Below are 20,168 nucleotides of genomic sequence, written 5' to 3'. Positions count from 1 at the left end.
AGGCTCTACAACACTGTAGAGCCTTTTTCATTAAAAACGAACAACATTAAAAAAATAAAAATGAACAATTCTAAAAACAAATGGCTGGTTCCATTGGCTTTTACAAACATCTATGTAATATGGGGAATTACGTTTTTAGCTATTTCATTTGGCTTGAAAGGCTTTCCCCCATTCATACTTTCCGGATTGAGGTTTCTGGTAGCAGGCATTCTGATGATCGGATATCTGCTCTCTAAGGGAGAAAAAGCAAACGCTCTGGTTAACTGGAAAAAGAATGCCATCACCGGAATCCTTATTCTTACAGGAGGAACAGGACTTGTGGCATGGGGAGAACAATATGTAACCGCTTCAGAGGCGGCAATATCCATTGCTACCGGACCATTTTGGTTTATTGCTATCGACAGAAAAAACTGGAAATATTATTTTTCAGATAAGTTCATTCCAATAGGTTTGGTTATTGGTTTTGTTGGATTGGTATTATTTCTGAAAGGAAGTGTACATTCCGCTCATGCAGCAGTTGACGGAAATCTTCGTATCACCGCATTTGTGGTATTAGGCTTAAGTTCTGTAGCCTGGGTATTAGGTTCATTATATTCTAAGAAAAATCCTGCTTCCCAATCTACTTTTATGAATATTGCCCAACAGCTTATCATAGCCGGATTAGCCTCTTTTCTTATCGCTTTTTTAAGAAAAGAATGGACCGGTTTTTCCGTTTCAGCGGTTCCGTTATCGGCTTGGCTGGGCGTTCTGTTTTTGATTTTCTTTGGATCGATAGTCGCTTATTTGTCGTACATTTGGCTCTTGTCCGTGAAGCCCGCTGCCCTGGTAAGCACCCATACCTATATTAATCCTATTGTTACAGTGATTGCTGGCTGGATTGTTGCTCATCAAAGCATTAACGGAGGTCAGCTATATGGTTTATCCATCATATTGCTGGGGGTACTTCTTACAAATGTTACCAAGTACTTCAAACTTTCGAAACGGTCAAAGGTTAAAATCAGACGGGTAAGAAGATTTTTTAATAGAACAAATAAGCGGTTTCAGCCTGTTTAAAATAGTATAAAGCATCAGAATGATAGAAATTAAAAATATATCAAAAACTTTTCACCAGAAAAAACAGTCCTTTAAAGCACTGGATCAGGTGAGCCTCAATATAGAGAAAGGTGATATCGTAGGAATTATAGGATTTTCCGGTGCAGGAAAAAGTACGCTGATTCGTACTGTTAATCTTCTGGAAAGGCCGGATGAAGGCCAGATCATCATTAATGGCAAGGATTTTACCCGGTTAAGTTCAAAACAACTGGCCGAAGAGCGTAAAAAAATAGGAATGATCTTTCAGCATTTCAATCTGCTTTCTTCGAGAACTGTCTTTGGTAATATTGCGCTTCCTTTGGAACTGGATCATCTCAATAAAGACCAGATCAGCAAAAAGGTACATGAGCTATTGAAAATCGTAGGTCTTGAAGATAAAGCCCACGATTATCCCAGAAGTCTTTCCGGGGGCCAGAAACAAAGGGTAGCCATCGCAAGGGCATTAGCCAATGATCCTCACCTTCTGCTCTGTGATGAAGCAACCAGCGCTCTTGATCCTGTTACCACACAGTCTATTTTACAGCTGTTAAGAGATATCAACCAGAGATTAGGAATTACCATCCTTTTGATTACGCATGAGATGGAGGTCATTAAAGCAGTCTGCAATCATGTTGCTGTTATCGACCACGGAAAATTATTAGCTAAAGGAACTTTAAGTGAGATTATTTCGGATAAAGAAAATCCGGTGATCCGACAATTTATAAATTCAGATGTCATGACCCTGCCACAGGAACTCAATAACAGACTACAGAAAGAGCCCAAAGAAGGTTTATTTCCACTGGTCGAAATAGAACTTAACGAAAACATCAGTGTTGAAGAACTTCTTTCAACTTTATATTCCCAATATAAAATTCCTTATAAACTTTTGAAAGCTGATGTGGAATATCTTGGCCATTCCAATTTTGGAAAATTGCTGCTGCAGCTTCAGGGAGGAGCGGAAGAAAACCAACAGGCCATCTATTATTTCAATCAGAATAAAATTCAAAATACAGTAAAAGGATATGCTTAGTGATACGGTAATTGCTCTTTTGGCAAAAGGAGCCTGGGAAACAGTTTACATGACTTTTGTATCCGGATTTTTCGGATTTGTTTTAGGTCTTCCCGTTGGGATTATGCTTTTTTTAACCAGAAAAGGACAATTGTTGGAAAATACATTCTATCACAGAACACTTTCTGTTGTGGTGAATATTTTCCGTGCTATTCCTTTTATCATTTTAATTGTATGGATGATTCCTTTTACAAGAATCCTGGCCGGAACTTCTATTGGCGTCAATGCAGCTTTGGTTCCTTTGAGTATCGGAGCTGCTCCGTTTATTGCAAGACTGGTGGAAAATAGTCTTCTTGAAGTTCCTCATGGCTTAATAGAAACAGCCAGAGCTTTGGGAGCGTCACCATTCCAGATTATCAGGAAAGTATTGCTTCCGGAGGCCCTTCCTTCTCTTATCAATAATGCAACCATCACATTGATTACTTTAGTGGGGTACTCTGCTATGGGAGGAGCTGTAGGTGCCGGCGGATTAGGGCAGGTTGGCTATCAGTACGGATACATCGGCTATGATATTGTCATTATGAATACAGTCCTCATATTGCTTGTATTATTAGTGTTTATCATACAATTTTTAGGCGACAGACTGTCAAAAAAATTTGACCATAGGTAGTATTTTAAAGTGAGAATAATAAAATAATGAAAAAAATAAAGATCTTAGGTGTATTGGCTGCCGGAATACTTCTGTTTTCAGCATGTTCCGGAAGGAAAGATGATCCTAATTTTATCCGGGTAGGCATAACGTACGGCCCAGAGCAGGAAATTGCCGAAGTTGCTAAAAAGGTGGCTAAGGAAAAATATAACCTTGAAGTAGAACTGATCCCTTTCAATGATTATGTAGTTCCCAATGAAGCATTAACCAATGGTGATATTGATGCCAATGCTTTCCAGCATGTACCTTACTTAACAGAACAGTCGAAACAGAGAGGATATAATTTAGCGGTTGTAGGCAATACTTTCGTCTACCCTATCATTGCCTATTCTAAAAAAATTAAAAATATCAGCCAGCTTCAGGAGGGAAATACAATTGTTATTCCTAATGATCCAACCAACGGAGGACGTTCCTTGCTTCTGCTTCAAAAAAGTGGTTTACTGAAATTAAAAGACGGTGTAGGACTTCTTCCAAAAGTGACTGATATTACAGAGAATCCGAAGCAGCTTAAAATCATGGAAATTGAAGGTGCCCAGATCCCAAGAGTACTGGACGACAGAGATGTTGTGGTAGGAATTATCAATAATAATTTTGCCGTTCAGGCCGGTTTGGACTCTGAAAAACAGGCTATTCTTAAAGAAGATAAAGATTCCCCTTACGTAAATGTAGTGGTGGCAAGACAGGACAATAAGAACAGTCAGAAAGTAAAAAACTTTGTAAAAGCCTATGAATCTGATGAAGTGGAGAAGAAAGCCAAAGAAATTTTCAAAGGAGGCGCTGTAAAGGGATGGTAATGAATATTTTGAATATTTTCAATCCGAAGAACCCGAATTTCAGAGATTAAAACTAAAATTGAATGATCAATATCTGATTTTTTCAGCTTTAAAACTGATAAAAACTGCCGACAGATAATCCAGGCAGTTTTTTTATAATTTAATTTTCATTTTCTCAATTTGAGATAATAAAAAATTTTCTTTACTTTTGCTTACAATCAAATAACCAGGCATTATGTTAAAGAAAACCGCCATTCTAAGTTTATTCACCTTCATTTCTGTTTCTTATATGGCTCAGACCACTCCTGCACTACCCGTTTATTTAGATGAATCGAAACCTGTAGAACAGCGTATCCAGGATGCTCTTTCGAGAATGACTCTGGAAGAAAAAGTGGCAATGCTTCATGCCCAGTCGAAATTCAGCTCTCCGGGGGTTCCAAGATTGGGAATTCCGGAATTCTGGACAACGGACGGTCCTCACGGGGTACGTCCGGAAGTAATGTGGGACGAATGGGACCAGGCCGGATGGACGAATGATTCTATTATTGCCTACCCTGCCCTGACTGCTTTATCCGCTACATGGAACAAGAAAATGTCATGGAATTATGGAAAAGCTTTGGGGGAAGAAGCCCGCTACAGAAAAAAAGATATTCTTCTGGGGCCAGGGGTTAATATTTACAGAACACCGTTAAACGGTAGAAATTTCGAGTATATGGGTGAAGATCCTTATCTGACCTCAAAAATGGTGGTTCCTTATATTAAAGGCGTACAGTCTAACGGGGTGGCTACTTCTGTAAAGCATTTTGCGCTCAATAATCAGGAAATGTTCCGCCATACCAGCAATGTTATTGTTGATGACAGAACGCTTTATGAAATCTATCTTCCGCCTTTCAAAGCCGCTGTAACTGAAGGAGATTCCTGGACGATTATGGGAGCATATGATCTGTATAAAGGTCAATACGCCAGCCAGAATCAATATCTTTTAAACGATATTCTGAAAAAAGAATGGAAGTATAAAGGTGTCGTAGTATCCGACTGGGGCGCTGTAAATAATACCGAACAGGCAATCCATAACGGGTTGGATCTTGAATTCGGAACATGGACGAATGGCCTTTCCGCAGGCACAAAGAATGCTTACGACAATTATTTTCTGGCAAAACCCTATTTAGATTTAATCAAATCCGGAAAAGTAGGAACCACTGAACTGGATGATAAGGTAACCCGACTGCTTCGCCTTGCCTACAAAACAACAATGAACCGAAACAAACCTTTCGGAAATATTGCTTCTGAAGAACATAAAGCCATAGCCAAAGAAATTGGTGAAGAAGGTATTGTTCTATTGAAAAATCAAGGAAATGTTCTGCCTATTGATCTTAACAAAGCAAAAAAAATAGCGGTTATTGGAGAAAATGCTATTAAAATTATGACGGTAGGCGGTGGCTCCTCTTCATTAAAGGTAAAATATGAAGCACTTCCTTTAGACGGAATTAAATCCAGATTCGGGAAGCAGACTGATGTACAGTTTGCCAGAGGGTATGTAGGAGACATCGGCGGAGAATATAACGGGGTAAAATCCGGGCAGGATTTAAAAGACACCCGTTCTGAAACAGAATTGCTTACCGAAGCTGTAGAACTTGCTAAAAAGTCAGATTATGTGATCTTCGTTGGCGGACTGAATAAAGCCGATTTCCAGGATAGTGAAGGAAATGACAGAAAAAGTTATGGTCTTCCTTACAATCAGGACAATGTAATCTCAGCTTTAGCAAAAGCCAATAAAAATCTGGCTGTAGTTCTGGTTTCCGGAAATGCAGTAGCAATGCCATGGATCAAAGAAGTTCCCACAATATTGCAAGCCTGGTATCTAGGGTCAGAAGCAGGAAATTCAATCGCTTCTATTTTGGCGGGAGATGCTAATCCTTCAGGAAAACTTCCGTTTACATTTCCTGTAAAGCTTGAAGACAATTCGGCTCATCAATTAGGAGAATATCCTGGACAGAAGGATGAACTGGCAGCAGGAAAAGGAAAAGATCAGAAAAATCCAATCAATATTACCTATAATGAAGGAATTTTTGTAGGCTACCGCTGGCATGATACTAAAAACATCAAACCTCTTTTCAGCTTCGGACACGGATTGAGCTATACGACTTTTGAATTCGGAAAAGCAAAAGCGGATAAAACCACAATCTCCCAGGATGGTACCATCACTTTTACAGTAACAGTGAAAAATACAGGAAAAAAAGCCGGTGCTGAAGTAGTCCAGCTTTACATCAGCGATTTAAAATCTTCTGTACCACGCCCTGCCAAAGAATTGAAAGGTTTTGAAAAAGTATATTTAAACCCCGGCGAACAAAAAGAAGTCACCTTCACCGTTGATAAAACCGCATTAAGTTATTTTGATGCCAATAAACATGACTGGATTGCAGAACCTGGAGATTTTGAGGCTTTAATCGGGAATTCTTCAGATGGAATTAAAACGAAAGTAAAGTTTACTTTAAAATAGGTATAGGCAGGAAAAGAAAATCTCACATTTCCGGCAGTTTTTTTTAGTTGATAAAGCAGGTTTCTGACAGGAATCTGCTTTTTTATTTTTTGACCTTGTAAATTTCTAAAAACTAATGCGTGCTTTTATGCATTAAGCTCTTAAACTTATTTATACTAAAGTGCAGAACCTTTTGTGATTAAACACGGGTGCACGAATTCTTATTTATTGTGGATTTTACATATTTTCTTAATAGTATGTGCTTCTCCAACGATTTTTTTAAATTTACATTTGAAAGCCCTTATCAACTCTTATGCAGCAACAACTTCCCGCCCATTGGCATGCCTTTATCAAAGTATTTCAGAAAAAATACACTGAAGAAATCGTGTATGGCATTTGCCGGGTATTCCGGGATAAGGAAGAAATATTAGAGCGTTATACCACCTATGATTTCGAACAATATCTGCCTGACTATATCCCTGTTGCGGATGATTCCGGAGGCCGTGTGGCGGTCATCTCCGTTCATGAGAATGACAAAAAAGTCTATGTAAGCGATTACGGTGTTTTACAGGAGTCTGAACTGGCTGTACTGGACCGGGATCTCATGCACTGGATGCAGAGAAAGCTTCCTTTTGACTATGATTCGCCTAAAGAATCATCAAAAGGAGAAATAGAAAATCTTCAACAGCTGAACCATAAATTATATGACGAGATTGCTCAGCATATCGATATCGTCAATTTTCTGAAAGCAAAAATCAGGATAGAAGGAATGTCCCTTCCTGAAAATTACGCTAACCCTGAAGAACTCTGCTATTTCCAGCAGGGATATCGTTACAATGCTAATAGTGAAGATTTGGCGGGATTAAAAACAGGTGATTTTAAACCAACCTGGCTGGTATTGGCCACCAATTATTTTGATGATCCGTTTTTTATTGATCTCGAAGAATCTGACCGACAGTTCCCTGTCTATTTTGCCTTTCACGGACAGGGAAAATGGACTCCTATTATGGCCGCACCTTCTATCCGGCAATTTGAGAAACAGTTAAACGATATTCAGAGTATTCAGTATAATAAGGATGCTTTGACTGATTATCTGAAAAACGTTCCGGATAATGAATTCTGGAATGAGGTACGGGAAGTCGCTGAATCTATGTCACCATTGGATGAAGAAAAGATTGAGGAGAAAATATCAGCTTCAGACTTTCGCAGAGCACGGCTTTATATAACAGATACCGGTCCCAATAAGATCAAAATAATTTCTCTGTTGAAAGCAGAATTAGGTATTTCAGGCCCTGAAGCATTGCAATTGAGCAAACGGCCCAGGATCTTATTCTCCGAAGCCTATTTCAAATGGATAGAAGCCGACATTAAAAAACTGGAAAGCCTCGGAGCAACAACAGAAATTGAAATCATCACCGAAAAATAAGAGAATGAATCCATTAGCAGATCACCCAGATTTTACCATAAAAACCGGTTCAAATGGAAGACTTTCAGAAGACTTTTTGAAACGTTATCCAAAAATTCCTGAAGATTATAACATCTTCCTGAAATCATTTTTATTGCTTACCAACCTATCTGACACTACATGGTTCAATAGTATTTCTGATTTTAACGACTCTCATACTGAAAGTGAGTTCAGCTGGAACGAGTTTGAACAGCAGTCTCTGGCAGCTTTTGAAGGTGATGAAACAACCCGGAACCAGATCATTAGTTTTTGGAATGCTCATCTGCCTTTCATTCTTTCCGTAAAAAACAGCTATGCTTATTTCTCAATTGGCACGGCAGATAATAATTTTGGGAAGATTTATTTCGGGGAAGAACCTGAGTATGAGGAAACTGATCATGTAGCCGACAGCTTTTCTGAGTTTCTGGAAGCTTTAAAAAATAAAACCCTTGAAGAAAGATATTTAAATCTGTTTTAAAATATACTTTACAAACAAACTTTACCGCTTACTTCTGCCAGCTTCACTTTTAAATATATCCATATTCAATGGCTACTTTCACAAGCTCCGAAACTTTTCTGCATCCGGTTTTTCGGAGAATACTTTTCCGGTGTGTGGTTACTGTATGATAGGAAATACTGAGCCTGTCCGCAATCTCTTTTGCAGAACTTCCTCCGGCCAGCAGGGTAAGCACCTCAACTTCTCTTTTAGTCAGCAGATCCTTCAGTTCAGGATTCCTGATATCGGGAAGACAGTGCATCTGGTGAAAATCATTCCGGCTGCCAATTCCCTGCACCAATACAATATAGCTGTTTTCTTTTGTAATATGCTGGATATTGGTATGAATATTAACAGCCTGCAGGAGTTTTCCGTCATCACTTTTCGCAGTATGCAGGGCCTGATGGTGAAACATTTCATAATTTCCTTTTGCCGTTTTCATCCGGAAACAATAACTTGTCTTAAGCTCCTGCTGGTGTTTAAAACCATCTATTTCTCTCATCTTTTCAATAGTCATTCTTTCCGCTTCCATTACAAAATCCAGATCTGCAGGATGTATAAGATCTATAATTTCTTTAAGGTGGTGAGGAAGCTGCTTCAGGCCGTGCATTTTAAGGATATTGGGATGATGCCCGCTTAAGGTACTGTCTGCAATATTAATTACATAATAATAGAATTCTCCCATGGAGAACACATCCCCTATGATCTTTTCAATAGAGGGTGGAGGAGAAATTTCATTTCCGTTTTGTAAAACTTCAGGATAATTATTCCAAACCTTTACAAGAAGATGAGGTTTTTCAGCATCTGTTAAAAACTTTTTACCCATAAAGTTACTTTGCTATAAAATTAACATAATTTATGTTAAAAATTACCCGAAAGTAGTATTTTTTTGTAAAGAGACAAAATCTAACTTTGATAGTGTTCAGAGAGCTCACCTGCTATTATCAAAAGTTCCGGAACCATTAAAAAACTTTATAAACAACCACAAAATTTTTTACCCATGAGAAAAATCATCAACATCGAACTGAGACTTAAAAAGAGAGGCTCAGTCTTCACCTGGGAAGTTTTCCTTGAAAACACCAACAGTAATTCGAGAATCGGCAGCGGATGGGACTACAACGCAAAATCTGGATATTATTATGTAAAGTTACAAGACTATCCAATTGACGACAATGCACTGGATGTCTTTATTGGCTGCGAAGGTAAAGAAAATGGAGAAATTGAATGCTCAGTTCTCATTAACGAAACAGAACAGTCTAACAAAGTTACCTGCAGAAATACTGATTATAATTACGGACATCAAGCTTATGAATTCGTATGAAAAAGATTAACTTTTGTCTGTTCTTTTTACTCATCTCACTCTCTTTCATGAAAGGACAGCTTCTTATTGAAGACAAAAACGGAGATGTCTTATTTCAACCCATGCTGACTGTAAATGAGTCTTCATCTCTCATGAGCAGCGGTTTGATTAAGTTAAATACAGGAGATCAGAGTATAGGATTTGACTATTACAACAGAACAACCCCATTTGGTCAGCCAAAATATAAATTCTGGACATTGGGAGTCAAAGTAAAGCCCACAGAAGGATATGCTGCTGTTTTTAAAAACGGACAGTTTTCACCGGGTATCAATATTTCCGGATCCCTCAATCAGGTTAAAATATTTGATAGAGAAGCAACGAAGCCCGAAAATAACTTTTTAGACTGGGGCAGCATCTATGCCAGTTATTCCGTGAATAAATACCAACTCTATAAAAGTGATACAACTTTTAAAAGTCAGCTTTCTTCAAAGAGCTTTTCAGGATTATCGCTAGGCCTCAATTACAATATGCTTATAAAAAGCAGTTGGCTGATTAGCTTTAGGGCAGGATATTCTAGAACGAACAATTATAATGATTTAACTTCCGTTGAAGTAAGGGACAGTAAAATACAAATAGACACAGAAAGTTCGGTAACAAGAGAGATTCTAACAACTAAAACAGCTAAACAGGGCAATTATAAGGAATATGACAGTTATCCTTTCCATGTCAGTCTAAGCAGGCTTACACCCGATAATATGGATGAAAAAAGTCTGACATTCGGTTATAGCATTTACGTTAGTGGAAAACCAAATAATATTACAAAACCCATAACGGATGCGGGAGTAATGGTATTTGTATCCCAGATGAAAAAAGATGTCAGTATTACCACTATAGGATTAAGCTTTCAATTCAATGATTTTTTTGATACGCAGAATCTTAATAACGGACTTATGAAACGGTTAAGCATTGGACTGACAACCAACTTTCCATTGTTCAGCAAAACAGAATAAATAAAAAAAGTGCCGGATTAACGGCACTTTTTATGTTATCTTATAGACTACTTGCCCCCTCCTGCATTTTTCTCTACATCAGTCTTAGTATTCGATTTCACTTTCTGGTTTCCAAAACGTTTTACAAAGGAAATTGAGGCTCCGTACCAGTCCCATTTTGAGGAAGTTCTGATAGTTCCGTACTGGCTGAAGCTGGTAGCATCATAATTTGGTCTCTGGAAAATATTCATCAGCTGAAGGCTGACCTCCATCTGGGTTTTAGGGAATATTTTTGTGGCTGAGAAATTATGAAAAACATTCACTTTGTTTCCATATGAATTACCGCTGTTCTGATTGGCAATCTCCACCCAGGCACTCAAATTAATATTTTTGTTGAAAAGATTGGTGTACGACAGATTGGCAGAGCCTCCCAGATAACTCAGGTATTTGGCTCCCTTCAGGTCATTCTTTTCATTGAAATCATGGTTATCAACATAATACCATCCTATTCCTACATTTACATTCAGTTTATTTTTCAGGAAAGACTGATTGGTATTGGCAAAAACGTAATATTTCTGAACTTTACCATTTAGGTTCGAAGGAAGGGTAACAAGTAAATTATTTTCTTCTTTTAAGGTGGTCCAGTAATCCTGGTCGGTGAACATATACCTTGCTGAAAGGAAATATTTTTTCTTGAATCCGAATTTCATATACAACCTGTGGCTTGGGTTAGGGTCCAGTTCCATATTTCCTCTGCTGTACGTTCCGTCATTGGTGGGAACAAGAAAAGGATTGAACTCGGAATACCATGGACGCCATAGGTTTTTGTTATACGTAAGACTCAGATCATATTTATCTGAAAAAGTATACTTCACCAATAAATTAGGAAGGAATGCCCCGTAAGAATCTTTTCTTTCTGTTCCGGCTATATCCTGTCTCATTTTAAGATCAATATGCTCATAACGTAGTCCTACTCTGGTTTCCAGCTTTTCAAAAAAGGTTTTGCTGTAGTTGGCATAAAGGGAATTGATATTATCTTCATAATGGAAAACATCATTTTTACGGATATTATTCAGGTAACTCCCGTTTGCGTCATTCGCAATCACATTATTATTGAAATCCATTTTTCCTCCTACTTCAAAGCTGCCTCCTGATTTCCCTATAGGCTGCGTATAATCTACCTTCACGTAATAATTACGGGTCTGTTCATCAGAATTGGTTAACAAAAGATCCGAAACAGGGGAAACATTAAATGTTTTTAAGAAGGTATTAGAATTGATCTGGGAATTATAATTAGTCCCTACGTTGATATCAAGAATTTTATTTTTCTCTTTATCATAATACTTATAGAAAAGGTTGGTTCCCAAAGTCCTGTATTTTCCCACTACATCCTGGTCCTGATGATAGGAATCCTGGTATTGATTATAATTAAGATAGTTGATTCCGTCAGCATCCGATGTGGAAGTATTTCTGCTCTGATAATATTCCAGGATAAGTCCTACATTGTTTTTATCATTCAGTTCAAACTCAGAGGTTGAGGAGAAAGAAGGACTCTTCCCTCTTCCGGTTACTTCATTATTTACCTGGCTCACAGAGTTATCTTTATACAGTGTATTTTCAAAAAAACTTTTCTGAACATAGGTATTATCACTGTAACTTCCGATAAGGGTCTGGGTAAAATTCTTCTTATGATAATTCAGGTTAAGATTGGTATACTGAGAGTTCTTTGTCTGTTGTCTGTTGTTAAAAGTCACACTCCCTTTCAATCCCTCATCATCTCTTCTTTTCAACACGATATTAATCACCGAACCTGTTGTTTCATATCGTGAGGAAGGACTTGTGATTACTTCAATCTTCATCAGGTTATCCGCAGGAATGGTTTTAAGATATTCCTTTAACTCCTTTCCTGTAAAAACAGATTTACGGTCGTTAATGTATACCGTCACCGATTCTCCCTCCGCTTTTACAGCATCATTGTTATCGATACTTACCATAGGGGTCATTCTCAGGACATCCCAGGTTGTATTTCCGGCAAGAATAGAGCTGTTGGCAACATTAAAAACAGTACGGTCCACTTTAGACTCTACCGTTGGTTTTCTGGCAGTCAATGTTACTGCTTCTATTTCTTTCTCGTTTTTCTTTATTGTGTCATTCGTGGCTTGGGCTAAAGTTAAAGAACCCATTAATAAAGCTACCGAACATATAATTATTTTCATCCAAAGTAATATTTCTCTTATAAGACACCTATTGGTGAAAGTTTGTTACACGAAAAATGAAAAAAAAGGAAAATATTTCAAAGTCCTTCTTTTAAAGGAAAAATTAACACTACATATATCACTAAATAATGAAAAATGTCCGGAAAAATCCGGACATACAATAGCAAATTTACAAGGATTAAAAAATAGATATGCTAGTTTACATTTTCAAAATAATGGATCATGCCTACCTCAGGAAGATGACGGCTGGAAGTTTTCAGGGTAACTTCATTATTACTGCTACTTTCCAGAAATGAATTGCTGAATAAAGCATAGGAAGGCTGTTCTGCAAAATCATTCTTCAGCATTTGATGAGCTTCCACAACCGGCTTTCCATAAAGCTTTTTAAAATTCCCGATCTGGTACTGCGAAAATTTTCCGTAATGCACAATAAATTTCAGCGACAGATCAATAGATGTACTTAACGCTTTGCTCAATTCTTCAATCTTTTTATTAAAAGCATTCCGCATTTTCAAGAGCATTGCAGAAATATTTCCATAAGACGGATTTTCATCGTAACGGTAGAACAAAATAGCATCACCTTCGATCTCCGAAATCTCGAAATAGCGCCCGTTCACATCAATCAATGTTGAAAGAAGCTGTCTCACAATATATTCTCCCGTATAAAGCTTTGTGTTGAACACAAATTCGGTAAACCCGCTGAAATCGGGGATAAGAATAATACCATCTTGTATATCTGCATTCTTCATAATAGTATGGATTAAAAACCTGCTGCATCATTACAGACGAAGCAGGTTTAATTTTACTTTATTGCCATCCGCCTCCTACCGCTCTGTAAAGCGTAGTAATGGCATTCAGTCTTTGAGCTTTCAGGGAAGCCAGATCAAGTTCCGTCTGAAGTTTATTCGTTTGGGCGATAATCACCTCAATGTACGTGGCTGAATTGTATTTAAACAGAATATCCGCTTTCTTTACCGCTTCATTCGATTTTACAACTAACCCTTCCGCTATTTTCTGCTGCTCTTCAAGCTTCTGGATCTGCACCAACGCATCGGAAACCTCTCCTACAGCCTTCAGTACGGACTGTTTAAAACTGATCTCAGCCTGACCTGCCAATACTTTGGACTGTTCATACTGTGTTTTCAGCTGTTTTCCATTCAGAATAGGCTGTGCAATAGCTCCGGCAGCCATTCCGAAGAGTGATCCGGGAATACTGAACCACTGGCTTGCCTGGAAAGCATTCAAACCACCCTGCGCTGTAATATTCAGTGAAGGATACATGCTCATTTTTGCAACATGAATGGCTGCAGCACTTTTTCTTACTTCAAGCTCCGCACTTTTAATATCCGGCCTGTAACTTAATAATTCTGAAGGAATACCCGTTGCCAGATGATCCGGTGACTGTACGTTATTCAGGCTTGCACTTCTCTCAATCCTGTCCGGCATGGAGCCCGTGAGCAGACTTAATGCATTTTCCTGAGTGGCTATAGAACTTTCTATCGCCGGAATGGATTTCAGGATCTGATCTTTTACAATTTCCTGCTGCTGTACTGCCAGGGCAGTGGTAAGCCCTAATTCCTGCTGTTTTGCTAAAAACTTCAGGGTGTTGTCTGCATAGGTAAGATTAGATTTTGTGATTTCCATCTGGGTATCCAGCATCAGGAGATTATAATATCCCTGCACTACAGAGGCCACAAGCTGAGTTTTAACAGCCTTGGCAGCTTCCTGTGTTTTAAGGTATTCTGTAAGAGCCTGCTCTTTTCTGCCTCTGATCTTTCCCCAGATATCCGCTTCCCACGAAAAATTGAGCGAGGCAGTATAGTCTTCCATATACCGTTTCCCCATAAACTGTCCGGCCATCATTCCGTTCATGCTGTTATCCGAAGGTCTGCTGATATTCGCATTGAGACCACCGCTGATCACGGGAACATTTCCCCATTTGCTCTGGTTATAAGCTAATGACGCAAACTCTATCTGTTTTAAAGCAACAAGAAGGTCATTATTCTGTGTAACAGCTTTATCAATCAGGGCAACCAGAACCGGATCTTTGAAGAAATCCCTGTAGCTGGTTTTCGCGATATTTTCCTGAGTATCTGTAGTAATGCTGTCACCTCTGAAAACCTCAGGCATTTTGACTTCCGGCCGTTCATATTTCTGAACCTTACAGGATACTGCCGCTCCTGAAATAAGTGCGATATAAGCTATATTTTTAATTGAATTCATTGTCATAATCATTTGGATTTAATATTCCCAGTCGGCATCCGTTATCGTTTTTCCGCTCATCTTTTCATGCAAAGCCTGAAAGACTACAAAAAGTACCGGAACCACAAAAATCCCCAGTATTGTTCCAAAAAGCATCCCAGAAACGGCCGCATAACCGATGGAATGGTTTCCTAGCGCAGAAGGTCCTACCACAAACAGCAACGGAAGAAGTCCCGTAATAAATGCCAGTGAAGTCATCAGAATTGGACGCAGACGTGCTTTTGCTCCTTCTACTGCCGAAGCGATCAGACTTTTCCCTGCTCTTCTTCTCTGGATGGCAAATTCTACGATCAGGATCCCGTTTTTGGCCAGAAGCCCGATCAGCATCACCAAAGCAATCTGTACGTAGATATTGTTGGAAAGATCTGCCAGTGTAATTCCTACAAATACCCCTGATAAACCTACCGGAATAGCGATCAGAACGGCTAAAGGAAGTACATAACTTTCATACTGTGCGGAAAGAAGGAAGAATACGAACACGATACACAATCCAAAAATCATCACCGATTGTGAACCTGCGGAAACTTCTTCACGGCTCATTCCTTTATAATCATAGGTATATCCCGGAGGAAGAACCTGTTTGCCCACCTCTTCGATTGCGGCCATAGCCTGTCCTGTACTGAATCCCGGAGCCGGCATCACCGTTAAATTGGAAGAGTTGAACAGATTGAAACGGTCTACCACTTCAGCACCTGTTACCTGCTTTAAAGTAACTAATGTGTTCACAGGAACCATTTCCCCTGAATTATTTTTCACGAAAATACCGTTCAGAGATTCTTTATCCTGTCTGGTTTCCGGAGTAGATTGTACCAATACCCTGTAATACTTCCCGAACCTGTTGAAATCCGAAGACTGTATACTTCCGTAATATCCCTGCATTACGCCAAGCACATCAGCTACACTTACACCTAACTGGGCAGCTTTCACCTCATCTACAAGCACTTCAAACTGCGGATAGGTAACATCGAAGGTGGTAAATGCCACTGCTACTTCCGGTCTCTGCATCAAAGCGCCCATCATTCCGTAAGAAATGTTTCCTAAATTCTGAAGTTCCCCGTTGGTACGGTCCTGAAGCACAAGCTCCATCCCGCTGGTATTTCCGAAACCATCTACCGTTGGTGTATTCAGCACAAGGAAATTGGCTCTTTTATCCTGCGAAAGCATTCCCTGAACCTGCCCGATAATATCATTGATATTGCTCACTTTTCCTCTCTCCTCTCCTTTCTTCAGCTTTACGAAAATAGAGGCTGCTGAGGATGACATTGATCCGCTGAAGAGATTCAATCCATCTACGGAAATCACCTCATCTACAGCCGGATTTTTCATCAGAAGATCTTCCGTATCTGAAACCACTTTTGAGGTTCTGTCTTTTGAAGCTCCCGGTGCAAGATTGGCTGTTACAATAATAAAACTCTGGTCTTCATCCGGAATAAATCCTTTAGGGGTTGTCATTGACATCCAGGCAAAAAGCCCTCCGAAAACAAGAATAAGAACCATTGCTACCCATTTTCTTTTTAACAGGAACAACACCGATTTTCCGTAACGGAAGGTCAGTTTGTTGAAACTGGCATTAAAACCGGCAAAGAAACGGTCTTTGAAATTCATTTTCTCCTGAGCTCCTCCGTGGTTATGCTTCAGTAACAGGGCACATAAAGCAGGGCTCAGTGTTAAGGCATTCACCGCAGAAATAACAATGGCAATGGCCAGTGTTAAGGCAAACTGCTGGTAAAACAATCCTGTAGAGCCGCTCATAAATGCGACTGGTACGAATACCGCAGACATGATCAGGGTAATTGAAACAATCGCTCCTGTGATCTCACTCATCGCCGACATGGTTGCGGCCCTCGGGTTGAGTTTTTTATGTTCCATTTTAGCATGGACCGCTTCCACGACGACAATGGCGTCATCTACCACAATACCAATGGCCAGTACCAAGGCAAATAACGTCAGGATATTGATTGAAAACCCGAAAATTTTCATAAAAAAGAATGTTCCTATAATGGATACCGGAACTGCAATGGCCGGAATTAAGGTGGAACGGAAATCCTGCAGGAAGATATACACCACAATAAATACCAGGATAAATGCTTCTATCAGGGTATGAATTACCTGATCGATCGACTGGTCCAGTGCTTCTTTCGTTGCATAAGGAATTTCATAATTCATCCCTTGCGGGAACGATTTTTCCAGCTCTTTCATTCTTTCCTGAAGGGCAATCTGCACTTCATTGGCATTAGATCCTGCCATCTGGAATATCGCCATCGTTACTGAAGGCTTTTTGTTGTAATTGGAGGAAACCGTATAGCTGTACGCCCCAAATTCTACTTTTGCAATATCTTTCAATTTTAAAACAGAACCATCGCTCAAGGCTTTGATCGTAATATTCTCATATTGTTCAGGCTCTGTAAATTTTCCTTTGTAGCGGAGAACATATTCCATCGCTTCTTTACTTCTTTCCCCGAATCTTCCGGGTGCCGCTTCCAGGTTCTGAGACTGAATAGCACGGGAAACTTCTGCCGGGGTAAGATTATAGGAAGTCAGCTTATTCGGATCGAGCCATACCCTCATGGAGTAGTCTTTATTTCCATATACCATGGCATCTCCTACTCCTTTCACCCTTTTCAGCTCGGGAACGATATTGATTTTAGCATAGTTTTCCAGGAAAAGATCATCCATAGTACCATCTTTACTGGTCAGAGAGACCATGGCGATCATACTGTTCTGTCTTTTCAGCGTAGTGATCCCGGCCTGTACTACTTCTGCCGGAAGCTGGTTGGTTACCTGTGCTACCCTGTTCTGTACGTTAATGGCCGCCTGATCGGGGTCTGTTCCCAATTTAAAAATCACGGTAATGCTTAAAGTACCGTCATTACTTGCAGTGGACGTGATATAATCCATATTCTCCACCCCGTTGATGGCGTTTTCCAAAGGTGGTGCCACGGACCTCGCGATGGTTTCCGCATTGGCGCCCGGATAAGCAGCCGTTACCATGACAGTAGGCGGTGCAATGTCCGGAAATTTGGTAATCGGCAGGCTTACCATACCGACGATCCCCAGAATGACAAGCAGCACGGAAATTACCGTTGCCAGTACGGGTCTTTTTATAATTCTTTTTAACATGATTTCTTCTTACGATTTTTTCTGTTGCGCATTTTTCTTCTGTGCCGTTACGGGAGTTCCCGGCTGCAGTCTGTCGAATCCTGTGGCAATGTATTGGTCACCAGCTTTCAGACCTTTTGAAACAATAAAATTATCTCCTGCTTTTCCGTTCACTTCTACCGGAAGCATCATTGCTTTTCCGTCTTTAATGGTGAATACGAAAATCTTGTCCTGAATGGTTCTTGTGGATGCAATCGGAAGAAGGACTACATTGCTGTAAAACTGATCGAGTATGATTTTCCCTGTATTTCCGCTTCTCAGAAGGTTATCCGGGTTACTGAACTTTGCTCTTAGGGTAATGGAACCTGTTGTTTTGTTGAACTGGCCTTCTACTGCATCAATTTTTCCGGTCTGGGCATATTTCTCACCGCCTGAAAGCAATAAGGAAACCGCGGGTGTATTTTTGATAATTTCATTAATACTGCTTCCTGCATTCTGCTTCTGGAAATTATTGAAATCATTTTCACTCATGCTGAAATAGGTGTATACCTCATGAATATCGGATAGAAGGGTGATCGGCTCCTGGTTGGAAGGGGTCATCAGGCTTCCCAGACGGTAATTGAATCTCCCGATAAAGCCGCTTACCGGAGCTTTGATGGTAGAAAAATTAAGATTAATCTTCGTTGATTCAATGGAGGACATCGCCTGGCTTACAGCTCCTCTTGCTCCATTATACGCAGCTTCCGCTTCTTTCACCTGAATATCGGAAACCATTTTGTTTTTCAACAGCTCTTTTTTACGGTCCAGGTCTATTTTAGATGTCGCTAATGCAGCCTGTGCGGTAATGAGGGCTGCCTGTGCACTTTTCAGCTGTTCACGGAATACCTGATCCTCAATTTTGAAAAGGGGCTGTCCCGCTCTTACATAATCTCCTTCATCTACAAAAATTCTGCTTAAATAGCCTGTTACCTGGGGACGGATTTCTACGTTGGAAACTCCTTCTACCGAGGCAGCATATTCTCTGGAAACAGAGGCGTCTCCCTGCTTTACCGTTTCTACCGGAAGCTCAGGTGCCTGCTGCTGATAAGACTGATTGGGGTTACTTTTCTTACATCCCGCTAAAACAATAAGCGAGAGGAAAAGGATAGTGGATTTCTGGATAAAAAATCTCTGCATAACAATATTCCTTTTAAATTTACTGGGCAAAATTCGTCCGAAAAAAATTCAATAGAAATATTCAAAAAACCTCTTCTTTTGTCAAAAAGACTCCTTATTTAGAAAAACATGAGAAATATCATTTATAGAGTACATAAATGATAATATTTTATATTTTTAATCAAATTTACTGCTCTTATTTAGCAAAAAGACATCTAAAAACACAAGTAACTGGTTATCAATACAAATCATCTTTACGATATTCCAGCGGAGATTTTCCGGCATGTTTTTTAAAAAATTTACTGAAGGATGCCTGATCAGAGAATTTAAGCTGTGCAGCCACTTCTCCTACATTCAGATTGGGGTTTTTAAGCAATAGCCGGGCTTCTACTGCCAGTACCTGATGAATAATGTCTCTGGGAGATTTAAACATGGTTTTATTGATCACTTTGGTCAGGTATTTACGGCTGATAAAAAGTTTATCTGCATAGAACTGAACATTATGCTCTTCTTTAAAATGCTCCTGTACCAGAATGAAAAAACTGGTAGTAAGCTCATCTTCCCGGAGCGTTACCTGATGTGGTTTTTCTATTTTTTTGAAGTAGTTATCAATTTCATAGATCACCAATGAGAAGTGATGCCAGATCATTTCATTGAAGTAATAATCATCTTTTTCTGTATTATTCAGGGCTTTTAATTCATCCAGGTGAAAGTTCATTTTCCGGTACAGATCCGGTTCGTTCCTGATAATGTGGGTAGGATCTGATGACAGGCTTTTCATTACGTGATTAGACTTATAGTTAAACCCGGCCTGAGAAATAAAATCCATGGAAAAGAAAATATATTTGGATTTGTAGTCATCGGCAATCTTTTCTACCCAGAATGTTTCTGACATGGGACAGAAAACAACATCTCCTTTAGCCACCTCATAGCTTTCATCATAAAGCCTGAAACGAATATCTCCCTGCTGCACGAGAAAAATGCAGAAATAATCTGAACGGTAAGGGGTATTCAGTTTGACAGCATAGCTGGCTTTATCAATCTCCATAACTACAAATTCTTTCACACGAAGATCAAACTCCACCTGTTCGAGAAGCTCTTCAAAAGTGAATATGGAAACGAATTCCGGTAATGCTGCTGCTGATTTTTTAGGCATCGGAAGTGAA

General features: G+C 39.5%; 16 protein-coding genes. 9 read left to right on the top strand and 7 right to left on the bottom strand.

The features are described 5' to 3' along the window. Positions 1–60: 60 nt before the first annotated feature. The 7 genes from J2Y40_RS02300 (at position 61) to J2Y40_RS02270 (ending at position 7,963) form a co-directional block, all read left to right on the top strand. Positions 61–1,053, top strand: a complete 993-nt coding sequence (locus J2Y40_RS02300; protein ID WP_153394048.1) for an EamA family transporter — start codon at positions 61–63, stop codon at positions 1,051–1,053. Between the two features lie 19 nt (positions 1,054–1,072). Beyond that, positions 1,073–2,101, top strand: a complete 1,029-nt coding sequence (locus J2Y40_RS02295) for a methionine ABC transporter ATP-binding protein (RefSeq protein WP_153394050.1) — start codon at positions 1,073–1,075, stop codon at positions 2,099–2,101. Continuing rightward, positions 2,094–2,750 (top strand): methionine ABC transporter permease MetI, encoded by a 657-nt coding sequence (gene metI / locus J2Y40_RS02290; protein ID WP_153394052.1) that lies wholly within the window; start codon positions 2,094–2,096, stop codon positions 2,748–2,750. The genes J2Y40_RS02295 and metI overlap by 8 nt, the downstream gene beginning before the upstream one ends. A gap of 26 nt (positions 2,751–2,776) precedes the next feature. Next, a complete protein-coding gene (gene metQ, locus J2Y40_RS02285; RefSeq protein WP_153394054.1) occupies positions 2,777–3,583 on the top strand; it encodes a methionine ABC transporter substrate-binding lipoprotein MetQ in 807 nt (268 codons plus the stop codon). A 268-nt stretch (positions 3,584–3,851) separates the two neighbouring features. Continuing rightward, positions 3,852–6,062, top strand: coding sequence for a glycoside hydrolase family 3 C-terminal domain-containing protein (locus J2Y40_RS02280; RefSeq protein ID WP_394349972.1), 2,211 nt, complete (start codon positions 3,852–3,854; stop codon positions 6,060–6,062). Positions 6,063–6,354: 292 nt separating this feature from the next. Next, on the top strand, positions 6,355–7,467 hold the full coding sequence (locus tag J2Y40_RS02275; protein ID WP_153394058.1) for a hypothetical protein: 1,113 nt from the start codon (positions 6,355–6,357) through the stop codon (positions 7,465–7,467). Positions 7,468–7,471: 4 nt separating this feature from the next. Beyond that, entirely contained in the window at positions 7,472–7,963 is a 492-nt protein-coding gene (locus J2Y40_RS02270; RefSeq protein ID WP_153394060.1) for an SMI1/KNR4 family protein, read from the top strand. A gap of 49 nt (positions 7,964–8,012) precedes the next feature. Here J2Y40_RS02270 and J2Y40_RS02265 read toward each other — a convergent pair whose 3' ends face one another. Then, positions 8,013–8,807, bottom strand: a complete 795-nt coding sequence (locus J2Y40_RS02265) for a response regulator transcription factor (protein WP_153394062.1) — start codon at positions 8,805–8,807, stop codon at positions 8,013–8,015. A gap of 174 nt (positions 8,808–8,981) precedes the next feature. Here J2Y40_RS02265 and J2Y40_RS02260 point away from each other — a divergent pair, with 174 nt between their 5' ends. Both J2Y40_RS02260 and J2Y40_RS02255 read left to right on the top strand, forming a co-directional pair. After that, positions 8,982–9,302: a hypothetical protein gene (locus J2Y40_RS02260; RefSeq protein WP_153394064.1), complete on the top strand. Its 321-nt coding sequence runs from the start codon at positions 8,982–8,984 to the stop codon at positions 9,300–9,302. After that, positions 9,299–10,291, top strand: coding sequence for a hypothetical protein (locus J2Y40_RS02255; protein ID WP_309996486.1), 993 nt, complete (start codon positions 9,299–9,301; stop codon positions 10,289–10,291). The genes J2Y40_RS02260 and J2Y40_RS02255 overlap by 4 nt, the downstream gene beginning before the upstream one ends. A gap of 47 nt (positions 10,292–10,338) precedes the next feature. On the opposite strand, the gene J2Y40_RS02250 is transcribed toward J2Y40_RS02255, so the two are convergent. From J2Y40_RS02250 to J2Y40_RS02225, 6 genes are all read right to left on the bottom strand, one after another. Further along, a complete protein-coding gene (locus J2Y40_RS02250) occupies positions 10,339–12,486 on the bottom strand; it encodes an outer membrane beta-barrel protein (protein ID WP_153394068.1) in 2,148 nt (715 codons plus the stop codon). A 194-nt stretch (positions 12,487–12,680) separates the two neighbouring features. Next, positions 12,681–13,235, bottom strand: a complete 555-nt coding sequence (locus J2Y40_RS02245) for a DUF2652 domain-containing protein (RefSeq protein ID WP_153394070.1) — start codon at positions 13,233–13,235, stop codon at positions 12,681–12,683. Between the two features lie 58 nt (positions 13,236–13,293). Continuing rightward, on the bottom strand, positions 13,294–14,709 hold the full coding sequence (locus J2Y40_RS02240; RefSeq protein WP_153394072.1) for an efflux transporter outer membrane subunit: 1,416 nt from the start codon (positions 14,707–14,709) through the stop codon (positions 13,294–13,296). A gap of 18 nt (positions 14,710–14,727) precedes the next feature. Beyond that, positions 14,728–17,868: an efflux RND transporter permease subunit gene (locus tag J2Y40_RS02235; protein WP_309996481.1), complete on the bottom strand. Its 3,141-nt coding sequence runs from the start codon at positions 17,866–17,868 to the stop codon at positions 14,728–14,730. A gap of 9 nt (positions 17,869–17,877) precedes the next feature. Continuing rightward, positions 17,878–19,023, bottom strand: coding sequence for an efflux RND transporter periplasmic adaptor subunit (locus J2Y40_RS02230; RefSeq protein ID WP_309996477.1), 1,146 nt, complete (start codon positions 19,021–19,023; stop codon positions 17,878–17,880). A 217-nt stretch (positions 19,024–19,240) separates the two neighbouring features. After that, positions 19,241–20,158: an AraC family transcriptional regulator gene (locus J2Y40_RS02225; RefSeq protein ID WP_153394078.1), complete on the bottom strand. Its 918-nt coding sequence runs from the start codon at positions 20,156–20,158 to the stop codon at positions 19,241–19,243. Positions 20,159–20,168: the final 10 nt, after the last annotated feature.

Source organism: Chryseobacterium sp. 2987, from assembly GCF_031456375.1.
Classification (GTDB): domain Bacteria; phylum Bacteroidota; class Bacteroidia; order Flavobacteriales; family Weeksellaceae; genus Chryseobacterium; species Chryseobacterium vaccae.
The sequence above is the reverse complement of the archived record's forward strand: the minus strand, read 5'-3'. Positions and strand labels throughout refer to the sequence as shown.